This is a genomic window from Citrobacter sp. 506, from assembly GCF_050434985.1.
Taxonomy (GTDB): Bacteria; Pseudomonadota; Gammaproteobacteria; order Enterobacterales; family Enterobacteriaceae; genus Citrobacter; species Citrobacter braakii.
On the sequence record NZ_JBNDJN010000004.1, the window covers coordinates 131,262 to 154,472 of the forward strand.

22 protein-coding genes, 1 tRNA gene and 3 pseudogenes are annotated in these 23,211 nt (G+C 50.0%); 15 read left to right on the forward strand and 11 right to left on the reverse strand.

The window, feature by feature from the left end:
• Positions 1-32: 32 nt before the first annotated feature.
• The 4 genes from ansB to trmB form a co-directional block, all read right to left on the reverse strand.
• On the reverse strand, positions 33-1,079 hold the full coding sequence (ansB, locus tag ABIE10_RS16135) for an L-asparaginase 2 (protein WP_047499274.1): 1,047 nt from the start codon (positions 1,077-1,079) through the stop codon (positions 33-35).
• Positions 1,080-1,267: 188 nt separating this feature from the next.
• Positions 1,268-1,987 carry a DUF2884 domain-containing protein gene (locus tag ABIE10_RS16140; protein ID WP_016157447.1) on the reverse strand — a complete coding sequence of 240 codons (720 nt, stop codon included), beginning with the start codon at positions 1,985-1,987 and terminating at the stop codon, positions 1,268-1,270.
• A 49-nt stretch (positions 1,988-2,036) separates the two neighbouring features.
• A complete protein-coding gene (locus tag ABIE10_RS16145) occupies positions 2,037-2,363 on the reverse strand; it encodes a YggL family protein (RefSeq protein WP_019077661.1) in 327 nt (108 codons plus the stop codon).
• Entirely contained in the window at positions 2,363-3,082 is a 720-nt protein-coding gene (gene trmB / locus ABIE10_RS16150) for a tRNA (guanosine(46)-N7)-methyltransferase TrmB (protein WP_016154407.1), read from the reverse strand. The genes ABIE10_RS16145 and trmB overlap by 1 nt, the downstream gene beginning before the upstream one ends.
• A 160-nt stretch (positions 3,083-3,242) precedes the next feature.
• Between trmB and mutY the strand changes: the two genes are divergently transcribed.
• The 4 genes from mutY (at position 3,243) to ABIE10_RS16170 (ending at position 7,245) form a co-directional block, all read left to right on the forward strand.
• Positions 3,243-4,295: an A/G-specific adenine glycosylase gene (gene mutY / locus ABIE10_RS16155; RefSeq protein WP_429156298.1), complete on the forward strand. Its 1,053-nt coding sequence runs from the start codon at positions 3,243-3,245 to the stop codon at positions 4,293-4,295.
• A gap of 27 nt (positions 4,296-4,322) precedes the next feature.
• Entirely contained in the window at positions 4,323-4,598 is a 276-nt protein-coding gene (locus ABIE10_RS16160; RefSeq protein WP_235117289.1) for an oxidative damage protection protein, read from the forward strand.
• 94 nt (positions 4,599-4,692) lie between these two features.
• Positions 4,693-5,778 (forward strand): membrane-bound lytic murein transglycosylase MltC, encoded by a 1,086-nt coding sequence (mltC, locus tag ABIE10_RS16165; protein WP_049040265.1) that lies wholly within the window; start codon positions 4,693-4,695, stop codon positions 5,776-5,778.
• 210 nt (positions 5,779-5,988) lie between these two features.
• Positions 5,989-7,245 carry a nucleoside permease gene (locus ABIE10_RS16170; protein WP_016157449.1) on the forward strand — a complete coding sequence of 419 codons (1,257 nt, stop codon included), beginning with the start codon at positions 5,989-5,991 and terminating at the stop codon, positions 7,243-7,245.
• 55 nt (positions 7,246-7,300) lie between these two features.
• Here ABIE10_RS16170 and ABIE10_RS16175 read toward each other — a convergent pair whose 3' ends face one another.
• Complete coding sequence (locus ABIE10_RS16175; protein ID WP_200049071.1) at positions 7,301-9,436, reverse strand: ornithine decarboxylase; 2,136 nt, start codon at positions 9,434-9,436, stop codon at positions 7,301-7,303.
• Between the two features lie 468 nt (positions 9,437-9,904).
• Here ABIE10_RS16175 and ABIE10_RS16180 point away from each other — a divergent pair, with 468 nt between their 5' ends.
• Positions 9,905-10,612: a DUF554 domain-containing protein gene (locus tag ABIE10_RS16180; protein WP_046274954.1), complete on the forward strand. Its 708-nt coding sequence runs from the start codon at positions 9,905-9,907 to the stop codon at positions 10,610-10,612.
• Positions 10,613-10,717: 105 nt separating this feature from the next.
• Positions 10,718-10,793: transfer RNA gene (locus ABIE10_RS16185), tRNA-Phe, on the forward strand.
• A 183-nt stretch (positions 10,794-10,976) separates the two neighbouring features.
• Here the strand turns inward: ABIE10_RS16185 and ABIE10_RS16190 are convergent.
• Positions 10,977-11,564, reverse strand: a complete 588-nt coding sequence (locus ABIE10_RS16190) for a MarR family winged helix-turn-helix transcriptional regulator (protein WP_049282739.1) — start codon at positions 11,562-11,564, stop codon at positions 10,977-10,979.
• Positions 11,565-11,745: 181 nt separating this feature from the next.
• Here ABIE10_RS16190 and ABIE10_RS16195 point away from each other — a divergent pair, with 181 nt between their 5' ends.
• The 3 genes from ABIE10_RS16195 to ABIE10_RS16205 are packed head-to-tail and all read left to right on the forward strand — an operon-like array spanning position 11,746 to position 13,312.
• Entirely contained in the window at positions 11,746-11,985 is a 240-nt protein-coding gene (locus ABIE10_RS16195; RefSeq protein ID WP_016154483.1) for a hypothetical protein, read from the forward strand.
• Between the two features lie 8 nt (positions 11,986-11,993).
• Positions 11,994-12,734, forward strand: a complete 741-nt coding sequence (locus tag ABIE10_RS16200; protein WP_049282737.1) for a hypothetical protein — start codon at positions 11,994-11,996, stop codon at positions 12,732-12,734.
• A gap of 41 nt (positions 12,735-12,775) precedes the next feature.
• Positions 12,776-13,312, forward strand: coding sequence for a redoxin domain-containing protein (locus ABIE10_RS16205; protein WP_049282736.1), 537 nt, complete (start codon positions 12,776-12,778; stop codon positions 13,310-13,312).
• A 159-nt stretch (positions 13,313-13,471) separates the two neighbouring features.
• On the opposite strand, the gene ABIE10_RS16210 is transcribed toward ABIE10_RS16205, so the two are convergent.
• Positions 13,472-13,933 carry a VasL domain-containing protein gene (locus ABIE10_RS16210; RefSeq protein ID WP_429156446.1) on the reverse strand — a complete coding sequence of 154 codons (462 nt, stop codon included), beginning with the start codon at positions 13,931-13,933 and terminating at the stop codon, positions 13,472-13,474.
• Between ABIE10_RS16210 and tssK (ABIE10_RS16215) the strand changes: the two are divergent.
• From tssK (ABIE10_RS16215) to ABIE10_RS16240, 6 genes and pseudogenes are all read left to right on the forward strand, one after another.
• Positions 13,881-15,038 (forward strand): annotated as a pseudogene (gene tssK, locus ABIE10_RS16215) (type VI secretion system baseplate subunit TssK); the annotation flags it as partial. The gene ABIE10_RS16210 and the pseudogene tssK (ABIE10_RS16215) sit on opposite strands and share 53 nt — an antisense overlap.
• Positions 15,039-15,043: 5 nt before the next feature.
• Positions 15,044-15,871 (forward strand): type VI secretion system baseplate subunit TssF, encoded by an 828-nt coding sequence (locus tag ABIE10_RS16220; RefSeq protein WP_429156303.1) that lies wholly within the window; start codon positions 15,044-15,046, stop codon positions 15,869-15,871.
• Positions 15,832-16,920 (forward strand): type VI secretion system baseplate subunit TssG, encoded by a 1,089-nt coding sequence (tssG, locus tag ABIE10_RS16225; RefSeq protein WP_279265512.1) that lies wholly within the window; start codon positions 15,832-15,834, stop codon positions 16,918-16,920. The genes ABIE10_RS16220 and tssG overlap by 40 nt, the downstream gene beginning before the upstream one ends.
• Positions 16,895-17,428: a type VI secretion system lipoprotein TssJ gene (gene tssJ, locus ABIE10_RS16230; RefSeq protein WP_019077653.1), complete on the forward strand. Its 534-nt coding sequence runs from the start codon at positions 16,895-16,897 to the stop codon at positions 17,426-17,428. Before tssG ends, tssJ begins: the two co-directional genes overlap by 26 nt.
• Complete coding sequence (gene tssE, locus ABIE10_RS16235) at positions 17,428-17,871, forward strand: type VI secretion system baseplate subunit TssE (protein WP_047414982.1); 444 nt, start codon at positions 17,428-17,430, stop codon at positions 17,869-17,871. Before tssJ ends, tssE begins: the two co-directional genes overlap by 1 nt.
• Before the next feature lies 1 nt (position 17,872).
• Positions 17,873-18,577: pseudogene (locus ABIE10_RS16240) on the forward strand (type VI secretion system ImpA family N-terminal domain-containing protein); the annotation flags it as partial.
• Here the strand turns inward: ABIE10_RS16240 and tssK (ABIE10_RS16245) are convergent.
• The 4 genes and pseudogenes from tssK (ABIE10_RS16245) to gss all read right to left on the reverse strand — a co-directional run.
• A pseudogene (tssK, locus tag ABIE10_RS16245) lies at positions 18,530-18,754 on the reverse strand (type VI secretion system baseplate subunit TssK); the annotation flags it as partial. The pseudogenes ABIE10_RS16240 and tssK (ABIE10_RS16245) overlap by 48 nt on opposite strands.
• A gap of 23 nt (positions 18,755-18,777) precedes the next feature.
• Positions 18,778-20,307 carry a type VI secretion system contractile sheath large subunit gene (gene tssC / locus ABIE10_RS16250; RefSeq protein WP_016157464.1) on the reverse strand — a complete coding sequence of 510 codons (1,530 nt, stop codon included), beginning with the start codon at positions 20,305-20,307 and terminating at the stop codon, positions 18,778-18,780.
• Positions 20,308-20,372: 65 nt separating this feature from the next.
• Positions 20,373-20,870, reverse strand: a complete 498-nt coding sequence (gene tssB, locus ABIE10_RS16255) for a type VI secretion system contractile sheath small subunit (RefSeq protein WP_016157465.1) — start codon at positions 20,868-20,870, stop codon at positions 20,373-20,375.
• Positions 20,871-21,341: 471 nt separating this feature from the next.
• Positions 21,342-23,204, reverse strand: a complete 1,863-nt coding sequence (gene gss, locus ABIE10_RS16260; RefSeq protein WP_049283265.1) for a bifunctional glutathionylspermidine amidase/synthase — start codon at positions 23,202-23,204, stop codon at positions 21,342-21,344.
• Positions 23,205-23,211: the final 7 nt, after the last annotated feature.

A 23,211-nucleotide genomic window follows, 5' to 3' on the forward strand; every position in this document is an offset into this window, starting at 1 on the left:
CCAACGCTACGGTAGGGGCATTTTTTATGCCATTAATACTGATTAAACATTTCCTGGATCTGCTTAGGATCCTTGGTTTGGGTCAGAGCCAGTTGCAGCAGAACACGCGCTTTTTGCGGGTTCAGAGAGCCTGACGCCACAAATCCGTATTTCGCATCATCAACTTCAGCATCCTGGGTGGTGGCGCCCGTTGGTACACGGGATGAACGCACCACAACGGTACCTTTATGCGCGGCAGTTGCCAGCGTATCGAAAATGGTTTTATACAGGTTACCGTTACCTACACCCGCACTGACGATCCCGGCGTAACCCGCGTCTACCAATGCTTTGGCTGGCAGATCGGAGGCGTTAGCGTAGTTGTAAACAATCCCAACTTTCGGCAGCTCGGTCAGCTTAGATACATCGAACGGCGTGGATGTGGTGTGCTTACGCGCAGGCGTACGCTGGTAGTCGATTTTACCGTTATGGATATACCCCAGCGGACCATAGTTAACGGATTTGAAAGTAGCGACATCCGTAGTGTTAGTTTTGGTCACATCGCGACCATCCATAACGGTGTCGTTCATCACCACCAGCACACCACGGTTGGCAGAGGCTTTGTCTGCGGCGGTTACCACGGCGTTATACAGGTTGAACGGGCCATCAGCGCTCATACCTGTAGACGGACGCATTGCGCCGACCAGCACCACCGGCTTGTTGCACTTGACGGTGAGATCGAGGAAATAGGCGGTTTCTTCCATGGTATCCGTACCATGTGTTACCACGAAGCCGTCAGTTTTATCACACTCGGTATTAATCTTTTTCGCCAGCGTTAGCCAGACATCGTCATTCATATCCTGGGAGCCGATGTTCACCACCTGCTCGCCTTTCACAACGGCGATATCTTTCAACTGAGGTACGGCATCAACCAAATTTTCTACGCCGACTTTGCCTGCCGTGTAGTTAGATTTTGTTGCGGAGTCACCACCGCCGGCAATCGTCCCGCCGGTAGCTAAAATAGTGATGTTTGGCAGTGCAAGCGCCGCGCCGCTGAAACCCATAACCAGTGCGGCAAGTGCCGTTCTCTTGAAAAACTCCATGTTATTTCTCCAGTTACTTGAATTTGCAGCATTATGTCTATCTTACAGATGAATAATGTGACGCCATCCAATTAACCAGATTTATATCTCCATCAAATTGTTATTCTTAGAGATGGATATCAAAAAAACAGAAAAATACAAAATAAAACGGCACAGAATGTTTCTGTGCCGTTAAAAAGAGGTGAAGATTATTTCAGAGTGCTAACCAGCGTTTTACGATCGTTTTCCAGCGTCACGACGCGGGCACAAACATCTTTGCCAAACTGCTGGAAGTCTTGTTCCTGATTCTTCCATTCGTTCTGAATTGAGGTTTGTAAACCTCCGAGGCTTCCGAGCACGCCCTGCAGCGGATTACCACCGCCTTTGAGCACAGCTTTCGCCCCCATCTCATTGATGCTGTCCTGCAAAATACCGCCCATCGCCTGATTGACCAGCTGTTGTCCATCCGCGCGAACCTGATCAATCGCCTTATAATGGAAGGTCAGGCCGTCAGTGCGATGCTCAATAATGCGGTTCATCTGCTCTTTCAATTGCGCATCCAGCTTAGTTAAGCGGCCACGCATGTTGCTGCTTTCGCCGACCTCTTTGGCGATGATTTTATCCAGCGCCACGCGACCTTTCTCCACGCGCGCTCTGGCACCTTCGTCAATCCACGGCAGGCTGCTACGCAACGCCGCCTGATAATCTTTAGCCTGCTCACGCTGCGCGGCGTTCAGGTTGTACTGTTTACCGTTAAAGGTGACATCACCGGCCTGGGTAATGACCAGGTTGCCGTTCTCACCCTTCACCTGTACCGTTTGTGGACTCAAAATCACATCGTCACGCGGGGTGACGCTGCACTGATAATCAGCATGTGCGGCCATCGCCGTGAACGTTAGGACTGCCGCCAGCAGCGTTTTGCGCATCATATCTTTCCCTCAATACAAATTGGGCCGGCATTTGCCGACCCTTTGCTACTTAGTCCCACCAAATATCGAAAAGTTCGCTGGTGCGCACTTCTTCGAGTTTGCGCTCTTCCAGCCACTTACGCACGATAGCCTGATGTTCTTCGGTGCATTTGCCGATTTCCTGCAGACAGATCAGACCTTCCCAGGCCAGATAGCCGCTGCCGTCAAAGGCCAGCTTGTTCGGTTCGATAACTTCATTGATAAAATCATCAACGATTTGATCGACCTGCTCTCCAGATGTACCTTCCGGGAAACGCCATGCAACCGAAAATCCTACTTCCTGGAATTCGTCGATGTGCATTTTTTTACGCAGACGACGGCTACGGTTCTTTGCCATTATTTCACCCTCTCGAACATTAAGTCCCATACGCCGTGGCCAAGACGATGACCACGTTGTTCAAATTTGGTTACCGGGCGCGATTCCGGGCGCGGTACATAATCGTTACTCTCTGACTGGTTTTTATACCCGTCAATCGAGGACATCACTTCAAGCATGTGCTCCGCATAGGCTTCCCAGTCGGTTGCCATGTGGAACACGCCGCCCAGCTTCAGCTTGCTTAAGATATGCTCAGCAAACGGTACCTGAACGATACGGCGTTTATTATGACGTGCTTTATGCCACGGGTCAGGGAAAAACAGCTGAACCATAGATAAAGAATTGTCAGGAATCATTTTATGCAGGACTTCGACGGCATCATGGCACATGACACGCAGGTTCTCGACGCCCTCTTCATGAGCTGAAGCCAGACACGCGCCAACGCCCGGTGAGTGAACCTCAATGCCGAGGAAATTTTGCTCCGGACGCGCTTTCGCCATCGCCACCAGCGAAGCCCCCATACCAAAACCAATTTCAAGCGTGACTGGCGCATCGCGACCAAACAGCGCAGCGAAATCCACAGGTTCTTCGCTGAACTCAACGCCCATCACCGGCCAGTAGTTTTCCAGCGCGTGTTCCTGCCCTTTCGTCAGTCGCCCCTGGCGACGAACAAAACTACGAATTCGGCGCAGAGGGCGGCCGTTTTCATCAAATTCCGGTGAAATGACGTCGTTCTTCATAAAAGTTTAGTCTGCTGTGTTTGAGTTCTGAAAACGGGCATTATCCAAAGTTAGTTGCCGGATGCAAGTAAAGGAAGAAAGTGAGCAGCGGAAAGTTCCGGTTTACACCCCGTTGCCGCTGTGCTGCAATCTTGCCCCCGGCAATAATGAAACGGTAATCATGCAAGCGTCTCAATTCTCGGCTCAGGTTTTGAGCTGGTACGACAAATACGGGCGGAAAACGCTGCCCTGGCAAATTGATAAGACGCCTTACAAAGTATGGCTCTCTGAGGTGATGCTGCAACAAACTCAGGTTGCGACCGTTATCCCCTACTTTGAGCGCTTTATGGCGCGCTTCCCAACGGTAACGGATTTAGCCCATGCGCCGCTGGATGAAGTCCTGCATTTATGGACCGGGCTGGGCTATTACGCTCGAGCGCGTAATCTGCATAAAGCCGCGCAACAGGTTGTGACGCAGCACGGCGGCTCATTCCCGCAAACCTTTGATGAAGTGGCCGCCCTGCCAGGCGTCGGACGTTCAACTGCAGGCGCGATCCTTTCTCTCTCCCTGGGTCAGCATTTTCCGATTCTTGACGGTAACGTCAAACGAGTGCTGGCTCGCTGTTATGCTGTAAGCGGCTGGCCGGGTAAAAAAGAGGTCGAAAAGAAACTGTGGGAGTTGAGCGAGCAGGTTACGCCAGCCCATGGGGTTGAGCGGTTTAATCAGGCGATGATGGATTTAGGCGCCATGGTCTGTACGCGCTCAAAACCCAAATGTTCCCTGTGTCCGTTGGAAAATGGCTGTGTGGCGAGCGCCAATGCAAGCTGGGCGCTGTACCCGGGTAAAAAGCCCAAACAGACATTACCAGAACGGACGGGCTATTTTTTACTGATGCAGCATGAAAACGAGGTGTTGCTCGCGCAGCGACCACCCAGCGGCTTATGGGGTGGCTTATACTGTTTTCCGCAGTTTGATGATGAGGATGGGCTACGCGACTGGCTGGCGCAACGGCAAATTAACGCAGAAAATCTGACCCAACTTAATGCGTTTCGCCATACCTTTAGCCATTTCCACTTAGATATTGTGCCTATGTGGCTTCCCGTGTCCTCATTCACCTCATGCATGGATGAAGGCAACGCGCTCTGGTATAACTTAGCGCAACCGCCGTCGGTCGGACTGGCGGCCCCCGTGGAGCGTTTGTTACAGCAATTACGTACCGGCACACAGGTTTAACGTACCGGTCGATAAAGAGGATTTTTTATGAGCAGAACGATTTTTTGCACTTTCCTGCAACGCGAAGCAGAAGGACAGGATTTTCAGCTGTACCCGGGAGATCTGGGAAAAAGCATCTATAACGAGATTTCTAAAGAAGCATGGGCGCAATGGCAGCATAAACAAACCATGCTGATTAACGAGAAGAAACTCAATATGATGAACGTTGAACACCGTAAGTTACTGGAACAGGAGATGATTAACTTCCTGTTTGAAGGTAAGGATGTGCATATTGAAGGCTATACGCCTGAAGAAAAAAAATAAGCATCGCTTGCTGGCAATCTCGTAGGCCGGATAGGGTGCTTGCACCGCCATCCGGCAAAACGATACAACAACAAACACAACACGCACTCCCGGAATGATGAAAAAATTTCTCGCGCTTGCCGTTATCGCGCCGTTGCTCATCTCCTGTTCCAGTTCGACCAAAAAAGGCGATTCCTATAACGAAGCCTGGGTCAAGGATACCAACGGTTTTGATATTCTGATGGGGCAATTTGCCCATAACATTGAGAATCTGTGGGGATTTAAGGAAGTGCTGATTGCGGGTCCGAAGGACTACGTAAAGTATACCGATCAGTATCAAACCCGCAGCCATATCAATTTTGATGACGGTACGATAACCGTCGAGACCATTGCCGGGACAGATCCAGCCGGACATCTGCGTCTAGCGATTATCAAGACGTTGCTGATGGGTGATGATCCGGGTTCTATCGACCTCTATTCCGATGTCGACGACATTAAGATTTCCAAAGAGCCGTTCCTGTACGGGCAGGTAGTCGATAATACCGGCCAGCCTATTCGTTGGGAGGGACGTGCAACCAACTTTGCCAACTACCTGCTACAAACGCGACTGAAAAAGCGCAGCAATGGCTTGCGTATCATCTATAGCGTGACGATCAATCTGGTCCCGAACCACCTTGATAAGCGCGCGCATAAATACGTCGGCATGGTACGTCAGGCTTCACGTAAGTATGGCGTCGAAGAGTCGCTGATTCTGGCCATCATGCAAACCGAATCCTCGTTTAACCCGTATGCGGTCAGCCATGCCGATGCGCTGGGACTCATGCAGGTGGTACAACACAGCGCCGGAAAAGATGTGTTCCGTTCCCAGGGGCGCTCAGGCACGCCAAGCCGTAGCTTCTTGTTTGACCCGGCCAGCAACATTGATACCGGTACTGCCTATCTGGCAATGCTGAATAATGTCTATTTGGGCGGCATTGATAATCCGACCTCGCGTCGCTATGCGGTGATCACCGCGTATAACGGCGGCGCGGGCAGCGTGCTGCGCGTGTTCTCGAACGATAAAATTCAGGCCGCAAACATCATTAACAGTATGTCCCCTGGGGACGTTTATCAAACGCTGACCACCCGACACCCATCTGCTGAATCACGCCGATATCTTTACAAGGTCAATTCCGCACAAAAATCATATCGTCGCCGCTAATGTATCCCTCTCTTGCCCCCTAAAACGGGGGCCTGAAGGGGGAAAAACGTTAACTCCATCACTCTTTTGCTTTGCAATCCGAAATTGTTTGCAAATATTTGTCACAGGTAACAAAAAAAGAGTGTCTCTCGTTGATAGAATCACATCATATAGCCACGGCAAATGTGCCTTTTAAAACATTCATCCGCATTACGGTGTGAGGAAATTAACATGAATCTTAAGCTGCAGCTGAAAGTTCTCTCGTTTCTGCAGTTCTGCTTATGGGGTAGTTGGCTCACTACCCTCGGCTCCTATATGTTTGTCACCCTTAAATTTGATGGTGCATCCATTGGCGCGGTGTACAGCTCGCTGGGGATCGCCGCCGTGTTTATGCCTACGCTGTTAGGGATCGTGGCTGACAAATGGATCAGTGCAAAATGGGTGTACACCATTTGTCACCTGGTCGGCGCAGCAACGCTGTTCGCCGCAGCCGAAGTCACCACGCCAGGTGCCATGTTCTTTGTGATCTTGCTTAACTCCCTGGCCTATATGCCAACGTTGGGGTTAATCAACACCATCTCTTACTATCGCCTGCAATCAGCCGGGATGGATATTGTTACAGACTTCCCGCCAATCCGTATCTGGGGCACCATCGGCTTTATTCTGGCGATGTGGGCGGTAAGCTTCTCCGGCTTTGAACTGAGCCATATGCAGCTGTATATCGGCGCGACGCTGTCCGTCGTATTGGCGCTGTTCACCCTGACGCTGCCGCATATCCCGGTCGCCAATCAGCAGAAAAACCAGAGCTGGTCTTCCATGTTGGGCCTGGATGCCTTCGCGCTGTTTAAAAACAAGCGGATGGCGATTTTCTTCATCTTCTCTATGATGCTGGGCGCAGAGCTGCAAATTACCAATATGTTCGGTAATACCTTCCTGCACAGCTTCGATAACAATCCGCTATTCTCCGGCAGCTTCATCGTTGAACACGCGTCGGTGATGATGTCGATTTCGCAGATCTCCGAGACGCTGTTTATCCTGACCATCCCGTTCTTCTTAAGCCGTTACGGTATTAAGAACGTGATGCTTATCAGTATTGTGGCGTGGATGCTGCGCTTTGGCCTGTTTGCCTACGGCGATCCAACACCGTTTGGTACCGTGCTGCTGGTTCTGTCGATGATTGTTTACGGCTGCGCCTTCGACTTCTTCAACATCTCTGGCTCCGTGTTTGTAGAGAAAGAAGTTCGCCCTGAAATCCGCGCCAGCGCACAAGGCATGTTCCTGATGATGACCAACGGCTTCGGTTGTATTCTGGGCGGTCTGGTGAGCGGTAAAGTAGTTGAACACTATACGCTGAACGGTATTACCGATTGGCAGACCGTGTGGCTGATCTTCGCAGGTTACTCGCTGGTTCTGGCTTTTGCCTTCGTTGCGCTGTTTAAATACAAACACGTACGCGTTCCGGCAGGCGCCCAGACTATCGCGCACTAATCTTTATTGATTAAATAGGGTCACCTGATGGTGGCCCTATTTGGTCAGATGACGCTTACTTCAGAACATATCCATACAGACGTTTAATACCGTCTGCATCCGTTTCACTGTAAACCCCTTGCAGCTCCGGCGAGAAGCCCGGCAGCAGGTTTATGCCCTCTTCCAATGCCAGGAAGTAACGTTGCACCGCCCCGCCCCATACTTCGCCCGGTACCACGCACAGTACGCCCGGAGGATAAGGCAGCGCGCCTTCTGCCGCAATGCGACCTGCGGCATCACAAATACGCACCAGTTCAACATCACCGCGGATAAAGGCGCTGTTAGCATCCTGTGGGTTCATCGCCACGGCAGGCAAACTCTCCTGACGGAACATCGCTTTTTGCAGATCTTTCACATCAAAGCTGACGTACAGTGAGTGCATCTCCTGACACAGTTCACGCAGCGTGTAATCCCGGTAACGTACCGGATACTTGTTGAAGACGGTGGGCAGCACGTTTGCCAGCGGCGTATCGTCCTCAATATGCTGTTCAAACTGCGCCAGCATCGCGACCAGTTGCGCCAGTTTCTCAGCGCTTTCTGCCGGGGTCAGCAGGAACAGAATCGAGTTAAGGTCGCATTTCTCCGGCACGATACCGTTTTCACGCAGATAATGCGCCAAAATCGTCGCCGGAATGCCAAACTCAGTATATTGCCCGGTTTGCGCATCAATGCCCGGAGTGGTTAACAGCAGTTTGCAGGGATCGACAAAATACTGGTCGCGTGCATATCCAGAAAAACCATGCCATTTAGCACCAGGTTCAAAGCTAAAGAAGCGACGCTCGCTGGCAATCACCTGTGTCGGATAGCTTTCCCACGGTTTGCCATCCACTACCGGAGGAATAAACGGTTGAAGCAGCTTACAGCGGGTAATAATCGCTTTGCGGGCCTCGATCCCCAGCGTCACACATTCCTCCCATAGCCGACGGCCGCTCTCGCCTTCATGGATTTTGGCGTTAACGTCCAGCGCCGCAAACAACGGGTAAAACGGGCTGGTGGAAGCATGCAGCATAAACGCATTGTTCAGACGCTTATGCGGGCAGAAGCGCGCCTGGCCGCGAATATGGTTATCCTTTTTATGGATCTGCGAGGTTTGCGAGAATCCGGCCTGCTGTTTGTGTACCGACTGAGTGACAAAGATCCCCGGATCGTTAGCATTGAGCTCCAGCAGCAGCGGCGACCCATCGGCCATCATCGGGATAAATTGCTCGTAACCGACCCATGCGGAATCAAACAGAATGTAATCGCACAGGTGACCGATCTTGTCGATCACCTGCCGGGCGTTGTAGATCGTACCGTCATAGGTACCCAACTGAATGATCGCCAGACGGAACGGGCGCGGTTGATCAGCCTTTTGCGGCGCAACTTCTCGAAGTTGCTGGCGCAGATATTCCTCATCAAAGCAGTGCTCATCAATGCCGCCAATAAAGCCAAACGGATTACGCGCCGCTTCCAGATAAACCGGCGTAGCACCCGCCTGGATCAGCGCCCCGTGGTGGTTCGATTTATGATTGTTGCGGTCAAACAGCACCAGATCGCCGCGCGTCAGCAGCGCATTGGTGACCACTTTATTGGCCGCAGAGGTCCCATTCAGCACAAAGTAGGTTTTATCCGCGTGGAAAACTTTCGCGGCAAATTTCTGCGCATGTTTCGCTGAACCTTCATGAATCAACAGATCGCCAAGCTTAACGTCAGCGTTGCACATATCCGCGCGAAACAGATTCTCACCAAAGAACTCATAGAAATGTCGGCCCGCAGGATGCTTCTTAAAAAACTCACCGTGTTGGTGTCCCGGGCAGGCAAACGTGCTGTTCCCCATTTCGACATACTGGGTAAGCGTGTCATAGAACGGCGGCAGCAGCTCTTCCTCATACTGACAGGCAGCAGATTCCAGCTCCAGCCAGTCCTGAGCCTGACCGCGAATTACCGCATTAACGCCCGCAGGCACATCAACATCAGACTCTGCGAACAGAAACACAGGTAGATGAAAACCGGTGCGTTTCAGCAAAGCCAGGATCCCACTGCGGCTGTCCGCAACGGTAATGACGACTGCCGCAACGTCAGTAAAATCGGTACTGTCCAGCGACACCACCTGACGATGGCTGGACAGACGAGAAACCAGTTCACTACTGGCGGCAATTTTCATTGATTTCATAAGCGCAATAACCCGTTTCGGGAAAATCAAAAGTCCCGGACAACGCCGCATGGCTTTGCCCACGAAATGACAGGTCAAACTGGTTACCAGCCCCGACCGCCAGACATCAGTAAAAGCAGATAGCCTCTGATTTTACTGTTATCCTGCAGTGAGCGTGCGCTGCCCTCACCGCATGGTGGGAGCGTAAAGATAAGTCGCGGGAAGGGGCAAACGTCGCGCAAAAAGGCGATGTTGAAGGCGATGTAGGGGGAGTAATATCATCCCAGGCAGCCCCATTCAGACAGGAGAAAATTCGCGCAATCATGGCACCTTTCAATTACAGGCGCAAGATAAAATCTTGCGCGAAAACCTTACAGATCAGCAAGCATTTCGTCTGAAAGTTGCGGCATAATAATGCAATCTGAAACATAATTTCACCCAGCTAATTGCCTTTAGTATCAAGACGATGATGGGTATGCAGGAGCAAATGTGGTAATCGGACCCTTTATTAATGCCAGCGCCATTTTATTTGGTGGCATTCTCGGCGCGCTGCTCAGCCAGCATATACCAGAACGCATTCGGGTCTCCATGACCTCTATTTTCGGGCTGGCCTCGTTAGGGATTGGTATCTTGCTGGTTATCAAATGCGCCAATCTACCGGTGATGGTTTTGGCAACGCTCGTCGGCGCATTAATTGGCGAGTTTTGTCATCTCGAAAAAGGGATCAATGCCGCGGTAGCCAAAGCGCAGCAGGTTTTCACCCGCTCGGACGCCAACGTAACGCACGAATCCTTTATTCAAAGCTATGTGGCTATCATTGTGCTGTTTTGCGCCAGCGGTACCGGGATCTTCGGTGCGATACATGAAGGGATGACAGGCGACCCGAATATTTTAATCGCCAAGTCATTTTTGGATTTCTTCACGGCCATCATTTTTGCCTGCTCATTAGGAATCGCGGTATCCGCCATTTGCATGCCGATGCTGGCAATCCAGTTAACGCTTGCCACCTGTGCAGCACTGATTTTACCCCTGACGACGCCAGCTATGATGGCCGATTTCAGCGCCGTAGGCGGTCTATTGCTGCTGGCAACCGGTTTGCGTATTTGCGGCATCAAGATGTTTGCGGTTGTGAATATGCTTCCTGCCCTGCTGCTGGCAATGCCGCTTTCCGCCGCCTGGACGGCATTTTTTGGCTGAGAATGCGTGCATTAGCAGCAATGTGGTGATAGATTGTGCAGTCTGCATTGATTTGAAGAAATTTCGTTGACGAAGCGAAGCGAATCGGGTTTAATGCGCCTCGTTGCCCGGATAGCTCAGTCGGTAGAGCAGGGGATTGAAAATCCCCGTGTCCTTGGTTCGATTCCGAGTCCGGGCACCACTTATTCAGAGCTTGTTCGTTAAGAGATAAAATCCTTAACGGGTAAGACAGCAGTCCCCATACGGCATGATGATGGTACTCGTGTTACCACATCAGTTGAAAACGGGACTTAAATCCAGAGAATGCGCATGCCATTTTCTGGATTTTTTTATGTCCGCACTTTACCCGTTCAAAAGCCAGTATCTAGCCCTTTCTCTCGTTCTGATCGCTAACGCTGCAACTATTTTCCGGTTCCTCAAATTCACGACAAATTAATGTGATGCTTTCCATGGGAATTGGCTCTTCTGTTAGACCACACCAGGGATGCCCATTTATCGACTGATGAAACCGGCAAAAACGGCACTCACCGAACATTCTGGCCCCCTGATTTTTCTGCATACTCCGCAGATGGGCCAGAAAAACTGTTTTCAGTTGTTCCTCAGAAAAAGCTAATGAATCCCAAGGCTCCTGCAGTGTCTCCTGCATGATGCTATGCATCACTTCACTCGCTTTGGATGTCAGAACCAGATGGACAACCCGTTTATCCTTGCCGTCATTTTCTCTTCTAATCCAACCTTCACGCTCTAGTTTGTTCAGGGACTGCGATACCGTGCCTTTAGTCAGCCCGAGGTATTCCGTGGTTGCAGCGGGCGTATTGGAATAACCATTGCATCGCGTTAAATAGAAAAGAATCTGAACCCATGTTGTGGGGAGTCCTTTCAGTTGTGGATGGCGATAAAAGCTGCCCATTTGCAGGCTCACCAGGCGTTCAAGAATATCAAAGAGTGTCACAGTAACCTGCCTCTGCTTGCCGGGATACGTGCTGGATAAACAAACGTCCAGACTTTCTAACGATAGGGATTTACTGTCATCAATAGTATCGATTCAAAACCATATTGACAATATTTTCAGTGTGTGTAATATCAAATGGTATCGATTCGATACCATTTGATATTACACAAGGAAAGTCATCATGAGTAAAACAGCCGTTTTCTTTCATGCAGGTTGCCCGGTATGCGTAGATGCAGAACACCAAATCGCACTGGCACTCGATCCCGCTCAATACACGGTAGAAATCGTTCATCTCGGAAATGATAAAACCCGACTGAATGAGGCCATCGAAGCTGGTGTGCAATCTGTTCCGGCCCTGGTACTGGATGGCGGTATCCCGCTTCACATCAACTTTGGTGCGTTTATTAAAGATCTGCTTTAAGGATAAAAATGAAACGTATTGCGATTGTATTAGCAATGGCTGTCGCCACCTCTGCCGGTGCACATGGCAATGAGCCTCATCAGGGCGGTATTAAAACCAGCGCCGACAAGGCTGTATTGGCTGAGTTTGATATTGTGCACACTAAAGTCACTACCGAAGGGAATGTTGCCACCTTCCATATGGCAGTTTCCGGCAAGGCAGGTAAAAGTAAGCCTGCAGTAACAGGTAAGCTGGCGGGAACGGAAATTTTCTCTTATGTCTGGCCGACAACGATCGATCCGTATGAAGTGGGATTTGAACATAAGGCCGGTATCCTGGCACTGGCGGTAACATCCCATCCTGATCTGGATGATACGCCGCTGTATGATGAAAATGGCGATGGTAACCGCAACAATGATGGCGATCTGTGGCATACCCACTGGGTGGTGCTGAAGCCTAACGAGGTCTGCGGGCCTGACGCACTGGCCGTAGTTGATATTCCTGAGGGACAAAAACCTAGGCTGCCTAAAACCTGGCCTGGCTTGCCGGTACTGTTGGACAGTCCGGGCTGGAATCCTACGCTGACAGGTGAAACTGTAGAAGTGAAAGTTCCGTTCGATAATATTGGGGTGGTCACTGCCAGCCAGTTTGATGGCGTAACTGCCGGGCTACGAGTTAATGCGTCCGTTCATGCGCCGCTACTTTGCGTCGAGGATGTATTTAAAGTGGCCTCTGGCAAGCTGACGCTGCCGGGGAAAGTAAACCAGTAACGGAAATTAACCCGCACCACAGTGCGGGTTCTGGAGTTAACATGAATATCATTCGTCATCCGCGAGCACCAGCATTGACAATTGAACGCTGGTTTAATACGTCACAGCCGATAACCCTGGAATCATTACGCGGCAAGGTCGTGGTAATGGAATCATTTCAGATGCTGTGTCCTGGCTGTGTTTCCCATGGACTGCCGCAGGTTTCACGTGTGTATGCCACTTTTCCACAGGATAAGGTGGCCGTTATTGGCCTACATACGGTTTTTGAACATCATGAGGTAATGACCGCACAGGCACTGGAAACCTTTCTATCAGAATACCGCATCCCTTTCCCCGTCGGGGTGGATATGCCGTCTCCTGACAATGATGTCCCCCAGACCATGCTGTCCTACGCTATGCGCGGTACACCTACGTTGACGTTAATTGATCAGCAGGGATACCTACGCCAGCAATATTTTGGTCAGGTAGACGACCTCGCGCTGGGAGCAGAAATCGGGGCGTTATTGAATGAGTCGTTGTCTGTTTCCGAGGACGCGTCTATGGCATCAGGGTGCAGTGATGGGCAGTGTGCACTATAGAGGTCCCGATAGAGATCCTGGCGTTAACCTTTTAGGGCACTCAGTGATAATTCCTGATAAATATTATTAATTTTTCATGATTTTATAGCGGAGATCATCAACCAATTTTATATAACCAACTGAATCAGTTGATGATCTTTGGCTGGCTTATTTCCAGTGCTACCGCCCTCGAATGGCATTTTGTTTCAGCAGCGTATAACGATTAAGAAGCTGGTTAAGTCGTATATCGAGCTGCTGATACAAAGCGGGTGATACACTCCCCTGTTTTTTTAATTCCTCATCGATTTGACGCAACAATTCTTCTGTCGGCGGCGTTTGGTCAAGCTGGCGGCGGATAGTGAAAATGGCTGATTTCAACTCCGACCCCGTCAGATATTTACCCTTGCGTTCATCAAGCGCATTTAGCTGGGCGGTTAACGCTTCCAGCCCCTGCTGGGCATGATGCCAGTTTTGCAGAGCACTTTCCGGCAACGCTTCCGTAGTTAACTGTTTCTGTAATCTGCTCGCGATTACTGTCGTCTGCGATTCTTCCGGCCACAGAGTGACTAACTGCTGCGCTAATGATGCAGCGTATAATCTGGTTGTGCGTTTTCCTGACGGTACGTTAGTGGATACAGGTATTTCAGATAACCTGCCTCCGGCGTGTGATTTATCGCATCTTACTGGTTACAGCAGCGTTGATATCGTCCTGGCGTTGCCGCTGCTTTCGGCTAATGGCGGCAATCTTTCGTCAGGCAACGGCGTTAGCCGTCCATGTCGCTGGCAGCAGGAATGGCTGCCAGTGCAGGATCTCTCTGGTCAGGAACGGACTGATATGGCAGTGCTGCGGCATGCTATCACCCTCCGGTATGCCCACGATGATAACAGCGCTTATCTGACCTGTCCGGTAGCTTGCCTGACTCGTAATGCTCAGGGGCAATGGGAGCTGGGACGCGATTTTTTACCGCCATCGCTTTCACTCTCAGCCAGCCCCTTATTAATCAATTCTCTCAGTGATTTGGTGCATCGCATCCAGGCCCGTTGTCGCCGTCTGATGGCCTTGCGTCGTGAAAGTAACGAACGAATGGCGGATTTTGCGGTAGCAGATGTTTCGTTGTTTTGGCTGCTGAATGCGCTTAATAGCTCGGAACCTGTACTGAGAGAAATGCTGCAAAACCCAGGCCGTCATCCCGAACTTTTGTGGCGTGAACTGGCGCGGTTAGCGGGCAGCCTGCTGACCTTTTCATTAGAAAATGATGTCAGCGTTGTGCCGCCATACCAGCACGCAAATCCGCAGCAAGTATTCCCTCCATTGTTTGCATTGCTGGTGGAACTGCTGGAAGCCAGCCTGCCATCTCGTGTTGTCGCTATTGAGCTGACGCAGGAGAGACAGTTCTGGAATGGTGCACTGTCGGATGCTCGACTGCGTGAAGGCGCTGATTTTTACCTGTCCGTTCGTTCAGATCTCCCTGCGCATGTCCTACTGACGCAATTTCCACAGCTCTGTAAAGCGGGGAGCAGGGCAGACGTGTCTGATGTAGTCAATGTAGCACTCAGCGGAATTCCGTTAAAACCGCTGACGCATGTACCCGCAGCCATCCCGTTACGACTGGAAAATCAATACTTTGCTCTTGAGATTAATCATCCAGCAGCTCAGGCCATGCTGGACGCTGGTAATTGCGCCTTCTATGTGCCGGGAACGCTGGGAGAGATTCAACTCGAGTTATTCGCCGTATTAAGGGATTGAAATAAATGAATAAGGATATTGATCAGGTGTTCTGGCCAACCTGGCTTGCTGTAAGCCAGCTACGTGGCGGGTTGGAAGTCGACGATGGGGCTGCTTTTTATCGCCGGGCCTGCCAATGGGTGGATTCTGCGCGTAATGCATTGCGTGATCTGGGGTACAGCGAGCACAGCGTTGAACACATGCTCTACACCCAATGTGCGTTACTGGATGAAAGCGTGTTAAACCGTAACCGGCAGGATAGCGGTTATATCACCTGGCTTGCGACACCCTTAGCTGAGCAGGAAACCTTGTCATTAAAAGTGACCGGAACAAACGGTCAACTACCCAGGCGAGCTTTGCAGAGTTCATTGCTCAATCGCTGCGAGCAGATCCTCCAGACGCAGATTGCCGTGCGCAATCTGTGTAAGCCGACACTACCTGCTTATCCTCCCGCAGAGGATCGTTTTCACTGGCGAGTGTTGAGCCACCTGGGATCCAGCTTTCTGAATATGATGGCTAGCGCAGAAGTGCTCAAAGGAACGTTGTCCCTCTATAACTGGCAGGACGATGAGCTTAATTATCGTCGTCTGGATGCGATCATGGATGTTCAGCAACATGAAATACAGCGCTTTGAAAAAGGATTTTTACTCCGTGGGGTGGATATCGAAATAACGCTTGATGAGAACGGATTTACCGGTGAGGGCGATATTCATCTGTTTGGTGAAATGCTTAACCGCTTTTTTGCGTTGTATGCGGATATTCACTTATTTAATCAGCTTACTTTAATCATACAGCCGGCAGGGAAAAGCTTGCGATGGAAAGAGAATCACAATCAGCGACTACCCGGCTGCTAAATAGCCTTGGTGAAAACCTACCCCGTACTAATTTTTATCGTTTCTGCCAGTTGTTGGAACAGTGGAATCCACAAGCGCCAAGTCCTGGAAGCCAACAAAGTCCGCGCTTCGATACCATTCGTTTTCGTCCTCATCCCGGGATGGGGTTCCCGGCGGGGGAGCTAAAAAATGCAGAATATGATCCGCTACAATCCATACTTCCACCAACGGTTCGTGTCACTTTTATGGGATTGTATGGCGTGGAATCGCCGCTGCCGACAACCTATCAGGATGATATTGCCCAGCGTCAGGAAGGTTCGGACGTTGCTGCTGAGTTTCTGGATATTTTTAACCATCGCTTAATTACGCAGTTTTATCGAATCTGGCGTAAATACAGCTATCCGGCGACCTTCCGCCCAGGCGCTACAGATGAAACATCACAATATTTACTGGGGTTGACCGGGTTGGGCATTCGGGGATGCGCCACGCAAACCGAGGCTCCGTTATCGCGTTTTTTGGCGCTGTTGGGAATCATGAGAATGCCAACGCGTACGGCGGAAGGTATATCCGCGCTGGTATCTTTATTATCACCAACAACAAATATCACCGTGACTCCTCATGATAAGCGCTTAATCCTGCAGGATAAGCCGTTAAAAATGAGTACGCGGCAACCCGTTAGCCTCCATTCTCGCCCGGTGATGGGACTTAGCGCTGTAGATATTAACAGCCAGGTGCTTATTACTCTTACAACGGATGTTCCCGATGAGGTTCGCGACTGGTTACCGGGCGGCCAGCTTTATCATGATTTTCTCGCGCTGATGCACGTGTATTTAGGCGCCAGAGTCAATGCAAGGCTGCAATTACGCATTCCTCGCTCGGCACTTCCGGATGCTCAACTTACCAGTAACAAATGTGAACGGGCAGTACAGCTTGGCCGCACGGCCGTTTTGCGTCTGGATAACCCGGAAGCTAATAATCAATTTATAACAATTAAACTTGGGCTTTGGCAGAGCCTTAGTCAACATGATCAGCGGAGGGAAGCCGATGAGACTGGCGATTATCGCTATTAATTTTGCCGTAATAACCGTAATGACCAGTGTGGTCACTGGATGTGGTCTGACACAAAAAGTATCGGAAGGCACGGTGTCATTAACGAAGTCTATTTTTTATAAGGAAATTAAAACGCTGCATTTGGATCTTTCCGCCAGAGAAGGCGCTAATAAAAATGCGCAGGGCATAGCGCTTTCTACGGTTGTGCGTATTTACCAACTCAAAGATCGTAAAGCGTTTGATTCGGCTAATTATCAGTCTTTATTTGAGCAAGATAGCACGGTGGTGAAAACAGATTTACTGGCTCAGAAAGATGTTTTGATACGTCCTGGTGAAAGTGTAACTGTCGATATTCCACTCGAAAAGGAAGCGCAATATGTTGCCGTGGCGGGGATGTTTATTTCTCCCGAACAGTCTGAAGATTCATGGCGCGTGGTATTACGCCGTGAAGATCTCGATCCTGATAAGGCGCGTGTGCTTGAATTAAATACCCGGACTCTGGCACTCCTGGCGCAGGAGGATGAGTAATGGTCAAGCAGCCGTCTCTTTATGACATCTTACTGGGTAATTTTTCCGGTGGTTTCCCTTTGCACTCGGTCAGTGAAAACACGCAGGTCATCTTATCCGTCCTGGATAATATGCAGCGCATTTTGAATACTCGTGCCGGTAGCCTCAAACATTTACCCGATTACGGTCTGCCGGATATGACCAAAATCCTCCAGGGAATGCCAGGTACGGCACATCAGCTTATCAGCACGCTTTCTCAGGTTTTGTTGAAGTATGAACCGCGGCTAAAAGGTATTCAGGTAACGATGCAGGAGCAGGAAACGCCGGGGCATTTGCGTTATTCCATTGATGCTGAACTGCAAGACCTTGGCATTGTTCGCTATGGTACTGATTTTACCCCTGAGGGGCGGGTTCTTATCCGTCACCTTAAGAGGCAGGGTTGGCTTGAGACTGGAGTGTACTGACATGGATAAGTATCGCATCTGCACCGGTGGTGACCCGCGTGCTTTCACGGAGTTCGGGTTGTTACGCGATGAAATCAGCAAGCTGACTCACCCCGCGCGCCCGGACGTTGACTGGCAAAAAGTTGAACAGTTAAGCCTGGCATTGTTTCGTCATAACGGCGTCGAACTGCAAACACTGTCCTGGTACACCGTCGCCAGAATACGTAATGCGGGACTGGTGGGACTTGCCGAATGCGCGGAACTCCTGGAGGCCTTACTGACGCACCACTGGAATGCAATATGGCCACAGCAAACCCATGCCCGCGTTGAGATGTTGGCATGGCTCTCAGCCCGTTTACAGCAAGAATTGCGTACGCTAACGCTGTCATATACTGATTTATCCATGGTGTATCGGGTTGAACAGAGTTTAAAACATGCCTGCGAAGTGCTGCAACGGCTTGAGTTGAAAGCGCTTAGTAAACTGGAGGCTGTCGTGACCTGGATGCACAATGCAGCTTTGCGTCTGGAGAAATCCGAACCCGATTCGGGATCGGCCATTGTGATGATACCGGCTTCAGATGCAACAAATAACGTTGTGACGTCTTTGCCACAACTGGTCTTTGTGGTTAATGAGCCAGCGTCGTCCGGGCAATCGAGCGCAGCGGTTTTAGCGACCAAAATCGATCATGGAACCCGACGGATATGGCTGGGGTTTGCTAACGGGATTCAAACGGGAAACCGTTAGCGCACTTTCATCAAACTCCGCGCTGATGACGCCCCACGGTGATGAAAGTGACATATGAGCCACAACGTCGGCTACATAGGCATCCCAACGTGTCTGTTGCTGAAACTGCTGGGGAGCCAGAAAGGCCCCCTCGCTCCATAACGGGCGATAGATCTTCATCGCACCTCCTGTGCATTGTGTCGTTAAGATTTCGACTTAGGCATTTGTGAAACTAACGACAAACTGACGTCCATACCTTCAACCTGAAAATGCGGAATGGCATACAGGCGCACGCGGAAGAAGCCTGGGTTATCCTCAATATCCTCCACCACAACACGCCCGTCACGAAGCGGGTGTGAAGCCTGCAAGTCATCGCCAGGATCGGTCATTTCGGTTACCAGACTGCGCAGCCAGTTGTTCAGTTCAAGTTCAAGCAGACGGCGATCTTTGGTCGTACCTATATTTTCTCGCTGCAGGATTTTCAGGTAGTGAGCGATACGAGAAAGCAGGAAGATATACGGTAGACGTGAGTTAATCCGGCTGTTAGCCGTCGCTTCCGCTGTATCAAACAGCGCAGGTTTTTGAGCCGAGTTAGCAGAAAAGAAGCAGGCGTAATCACGATTCTTATAATAAGAAAGCGGAATAAAGCCGAGGTTGGCGAATTCAAACTCCCGGGTTTCTGGAATCATCACCTCAGACGGGATCTTCACCTGATTACCTGTCCCCAGATCGTACAGATGGATAGGCAAGTCTTTAACCGCACCACCCGCCTGTGGTCCACGGATCTGGACGCACCAGCCATTCTTGATAAAACTTTTCACCATGTTCACAGCGAAAGAGAAAGAGGCGCTGGTCCACAGATATTTTTCATGATCCGGGCCCTTAACTTCTTCAACATAGTTAAAACTACGTACCGGCACGGTATCAGGACCATACGGCAGGCGACCCAGTACACGTGGCATAGTTAGTCCGATATAGCGTGAATCGTCGCTATCACGGAATGCTTTCCACTTGATGTATTCAGCTCGTTCGAAATAATCATTGATATCTTTTATGGCCGCGACTTCTTCCATATTTTCCTTCAGGAAGAATTTCGGCCCAACGGAACCAATGAACGGCATATGACAGGCAGCCGACACACCCGAAATATTGCGCAGCAGTGCAATATCCTGTGGGCTGTTATCAAATTCGTATGCTGAAATCATTGCCGCAATGGGTTCGCCGCCTGGCTGATCATATTCTTCAATATAAACATGGCGATATAACCCACTTTGGATAAGTTCCGGCGCGTCGTCAAAATCATCACGCAGCGCGTCCTTGCTGATATCCATCATTTCTACACGGACATTTTGGCGAAAATCGATACCGGTGATCATCGAGTGCACACCACGCCAGAGCGATTCTTGTTTTTGAAATTCAGCATGGTGCATAACTTCATTAACCTGGTCGCTAATCTGCTTGTCCAGACGAGCAATCTGCTCATCGAGCAGCGTTTTATCCAGGCGTTCTACTGGCTGCGCAGCATCCGCCAGACAAGAGACCAGAACCTGAATAGCGGCGGTCACGCGTTCAGCCGGAGCGGCATCAGAAAGCGCTTCATCGCTCTGCCATGCATCTACATTTTTTAATGTCGAAACCGGGGAAAGATTAATTTTGTCAAAGAGGGATTGATAAACGCTGCGTTCACTGGTCGTGGTGGTCGCGACTGAAGAGGTATGTTCCTGAACAGACATCAACATATTCCTTTTATGATCCTTTACTATTCCTGCCAATTAAGCGGAGGAAACCCTGTATAACGTTAAATCTCTTCTGGCATCATGGTTGCCAGTTCATCACGCAGTTCCTGACTCAGGGCTGGATTTTTGAGGATGATTTCCAGCTCGCGACGAAAAGCAGCGTTATCGAGTAAGTTAGATTTCAGGTCGCGCAGTAAGTTACGCATAGCCAACAGAACGCGTAATTGTGGGATATTTCGTGCGACCTGTTCAGGTTCAAAATCGCGGATATTTTTAAAGGTAAGGTTAATATCGTCAGTTCTGTCATCACCAGCTAACGTATTTTTAACACTCATATTTACTACTGGTGCGAACTTAGCTAACACATCATTGAAATTATTTTTATTAATATCAACCTTTTCGCGCTCGGATAATGGTCGTTGTTCTCTACCATTACTGAAATCACCTACAGCCAAAAGTTTTAACGGCAATTCAACCTTTTTCTGAACGCCTCCGGTATGTAAATCTAACTTAATATTAACGCGTGCCGTCGGCACTTCATTCTGAAAACTGTCACCCATACGTCCCTCTCAGACCGGCGGTTCCTGCCGATATTTTACATTTCCTAACGGAGCATTTTCCAATCGCTCAACGTGTTTCTTACAACGTCATTTCTGCGGGCAGTCAACAACGACTGTTAATGACAATTAACGATTATAATTAGTATGCTGACGTAATCCGACATATTACCTGAGATAAAACATGATCAATATCACTAATGCGCCAAATAATACATTAGTATTATTCATCTAAAAACAAAATCAAGAAAGTATATTATCTAATACAAGCGGAAGAAATTGATTAACGTTGAAAACATTCATGAAAAGAATGTTTTTGAGCTATAAAATATTAATTAAAGTAATAACTGTCATTATATCCATATTCCATGTAACTTATTTAAATATATAATCAGCGTCAATTTAACTACAAACAGAAAAAAGCCGGAGATATACTCCGGCTTTTCGCATTTCAATCAAGAACTCGCAAAAAGATTACCCTTCCTTCACTACAATCAGCGGCTCGATATCGCTCTCTTTTTTAATCACCAGCGACTCATCGCCGCGCAGGCAGGTCCCCCCATAGTTACCGCCTACGGTGAAGGTACAAACCTGAATATATTTACCGGCAATTTTTGGCAGACACCAAAGCTGCTGATAAATGTTCTTCTGCTCGGCAAACTTACCGCTGGTTTTATCCAGTAACTCTTCCTGATGGCTCACCAGATCGATGTTGCTGCCACAACGTCCTGCAATAGGTTTCACTGCATAACCGGTTTGCGCCAGCTCTTCATTAACAGTGAAATCAGTATCAAGCAGATAGCGGTGGTGTGGGAACAGTTGCCACAGGATCGGCAGAATCGCTTTATTACCAGGGATCACCGTCCACAGAGGTTCAAAGACCAGCACTTCCGGGCGCAGCAACACGTCGATTAAACGCACTTCCTGATTCGTATGCCCGGTACGAATTGGTACCGCAGCGTACTCCGTTTCACTGACCTCTCGCACCTGCTCAATTGCGGTTTCCCACGCCCAGGTTTTCCAGACGCAGTTCACCAGACGACCGTCCCCGTCAATCAGCTGACCAGCGTCATCCCAACGTAGCTCATCGAGGCCACGCAGAATTTTACTGTCAAACCCGGCCTGACGTAGCGCCTGCTGCATAAACTGAGCGTGGTAGTTTTCCTCTATATCTTTATCCTGCATGATGTGGACAAAAGGACGCGCGCGGCTGTGCTTCCAGGCCCCCGCCAGTTCGTTGATCAATCCTTCAGCTGGGTTGTGTCCCTGTCCTGTATAGCCCTGCTCGGCCCATCTTTCGAGGATCAAACCAGCTTCGGTATGGCACGATGCGGAATCGGCGTTGTACTCATATACCTTCAGTCCGCGTTCATCCATACAGAAATCCATACGTCCTGTAATCATATGATGCCGACGACGCTGCCAGGAAAGGCGCAGACGCGGCCAGAGGATTTTCGGGATATCGAACAGCGCCAACAGGTTGTCATCTTTCAGCACTTTGTCGGTCGCGTGCAGATACATCAGGTGCAGCTCGTTGGTGGCTTTGATCAGCTCCTGCTCTGCACTCTCGGTAATGGTGAAGTACTGATGCGGATCCTGATTAATCACGTGACCGTTCGCCAGCACGTAGGCTTTCTGCAGCGGATCCTGTTCATCAAGCCATTTACCGTCAAACTGCCCGTTATCTTCCAGTCGCGCGCCGCCAATTTTCAGCGAGTCATTGGCGATCTCCGGCTGCGGCAGGCTGTCACGGGTATCATCGGTCTGGATCATCCAGCCAAGGATGGTGGTGTCGTCAAAGGTATCACGCAAGGTGTAACAACCGTTTTCAACCACCATCTCCAGTTCGCGGGTCCACTGCTGTCCGGGAGGCAACGGCGTATGGAGCACGTTCTGTTCGGCAATACGGATTTTGTTTTCCAGCAACTGGGTGACGACCGCCACATGGCCGGTATCGTTAAACTCACCGCCTTTTTGCCAGATAAGCAGAGCACCGGCTACCGGCGCGCGGGGTGAACCATTCGGAAATGCCTGTAACGGCAGGATATTGTCATTCACCACTTCGCGCAGAAAGCGTAAGGAAAAGATCTCCCAGGCCATGCCTACATCGGTGAAGACCACGCCATAATTAAGGAAGAGAAAGCGGCGTGCGAACTCTACGCACTGCCATTTGTGGCCCATGTATTCGTCGTCGATATAGCTGCGAAATGCCGCATCATCGTCGTAGTCCCGTGGGTCGAGGGAGCTGTAATCTGAAGAGTAGATTGCTACGCCGCCTGGGGCGTAGCCCAATAATGTCCCGAATGGGGCATCCTGACTGGTCGTTCCTTTGCTCATGCACCTT

What these genes read in the sequence shown, in the direction of transcription:
- ansB (WP_047499274.1), bottom strand. Translation starts at nt 1,079, where the DNA reads ATGGAGTTTTTCAAGAGAACGGCACTTGCCGCACTGGTTATGGGTTTC.
- ABIE10_RS16140 (WP_016157447.1), bottom strand. Translation starts at nt 1,987, where the DNA reads ATGATGCGCAAAACGCTGCTGGCGGCAGTCCTAACGTTCACGGCGATG.
- ABIE10_RS16145 (WP_019077661.1), bottom strand. Translation starts at nt 2,363, where the DNA reads ATGGCAAAGAACCGTAGCCGTCGTCTGCGTAAAAAAATGCACATCGAC.
- trmB (WP_016154407.1), bottom strand. Translation starts at nt 3,082, where the DNA reads ATGAAGAACGACGTCATTTCACCGGAATTTGATGAAAACGGCCGCCCT.
- mutY (WP_429156298.1), top strand. Translation starts at nt 3,243, where the DNA reads ATGCAAGCGTCTCAATTCTCGGCTCAGGTTTTGAGCTGGTACGACAAA.
- ABIE10_RS16160 (WP_235117289.1), top strand. Translation starts at nt 4,323, where the DNA reads ATGAGCAGAACGATTTTTTGCACTTTCCTGCAACGCGAAGCAGAAGGA.
- mltC (WP_049040265.1), top strand. Translation starts at nt 4,693, where the DNA reads ATGATGAAAAAATTTCTCGCGCTTGCCGTTATCGCGCCGTTGCTCATC.
- ABIE10_RS16170 (WP_016157449.1), top strand. Translation starts at nt 5,989, where the DNA reads ATGAATCTTAAGCTGCAGCTGAAAGTTCTCTCGTTTCTGCAGTTCTGC.
- ABIE10_RS16175 (WP_200049071.1), bottom strand. Translation starts at nt 9,436, where the DNA reads ATGAAATCAATGAAAATTGCCGCCAGTAGTGAACTGGTTTCTCGTCTG.
- ABIE10_RS16195 (WP_016154483.1), top strand. Translation starts at nt 11,746, where the DNA reads ATGAGTAAAACAGCCGTTTTCTTTCATGCAGGTTGCCCGGTATGCGTA.
- ABIE10_RS16200 (WP_049282737.1), top strand. Translation starts at nt 11,994, where the DNA reads ATGAAACGTATTGCGATTGTATTAGCAATGGCTGTCGCCACCTCTGCC.
- ABIE10_RS16205 (WP_049282736.1), top strand. Translation starts at nt 12,776, where the DNA reads ATGAATATCATTCGTCATCCGCGAGCACCAGCATTGACAATTGAACGC.
- ABIE10_RS16220 (WP_429156303.1), top strand. Translation starts at nt 15,044, where the DNA reads ATGAATAAGGATATTGATCAGGTGTTCTGGCCAACCTGGCTTGCTGTA.
- tssG (WP_279265512.1), top strand. Translation starts at nt 15,832, where the DNA reads ATGGAAAGAGAATCACAATCAGCGACTACCCGGCTGCTAAATAGCCTT.
- tssJ (WP_019077653.1), top strand. Translation starts at nt 16,895, where the DNA reads ATGAGACTGGCGATTATCGCTATTAATTTTGCCGTAATAACCGTAATG.
- tssE (WP_047414982.1), top strand. Translation starts at nt 17,428, where the DNA reads ATGGTCAAGCAGCCGTCTCTTTATGACATCTTACTGGGTAATTTTTCC.
- tssC (WP_016157464.1), bottom strand. Translation starts at nt 20,307, where the DNA reads ATGTCTGTTCAGGAACATACCTCTTCAGTCGCGACCACCACGACCAGT.
- tssB (WP_016157465.1), bottom strand. Translation starts at nt 20,870, where the DNA reads ATGGGTGACAGTTTTCAGAATGAAGTGCCGACGGCACGCGTTAATATT.
- gss (WP_049283265.1), bottom strand. Translation starts at nt 23,204, where the DNA reads ATGAGCAAAGGAACGACCAGTCAGGATGCCCCATTCGGGACATTATTG.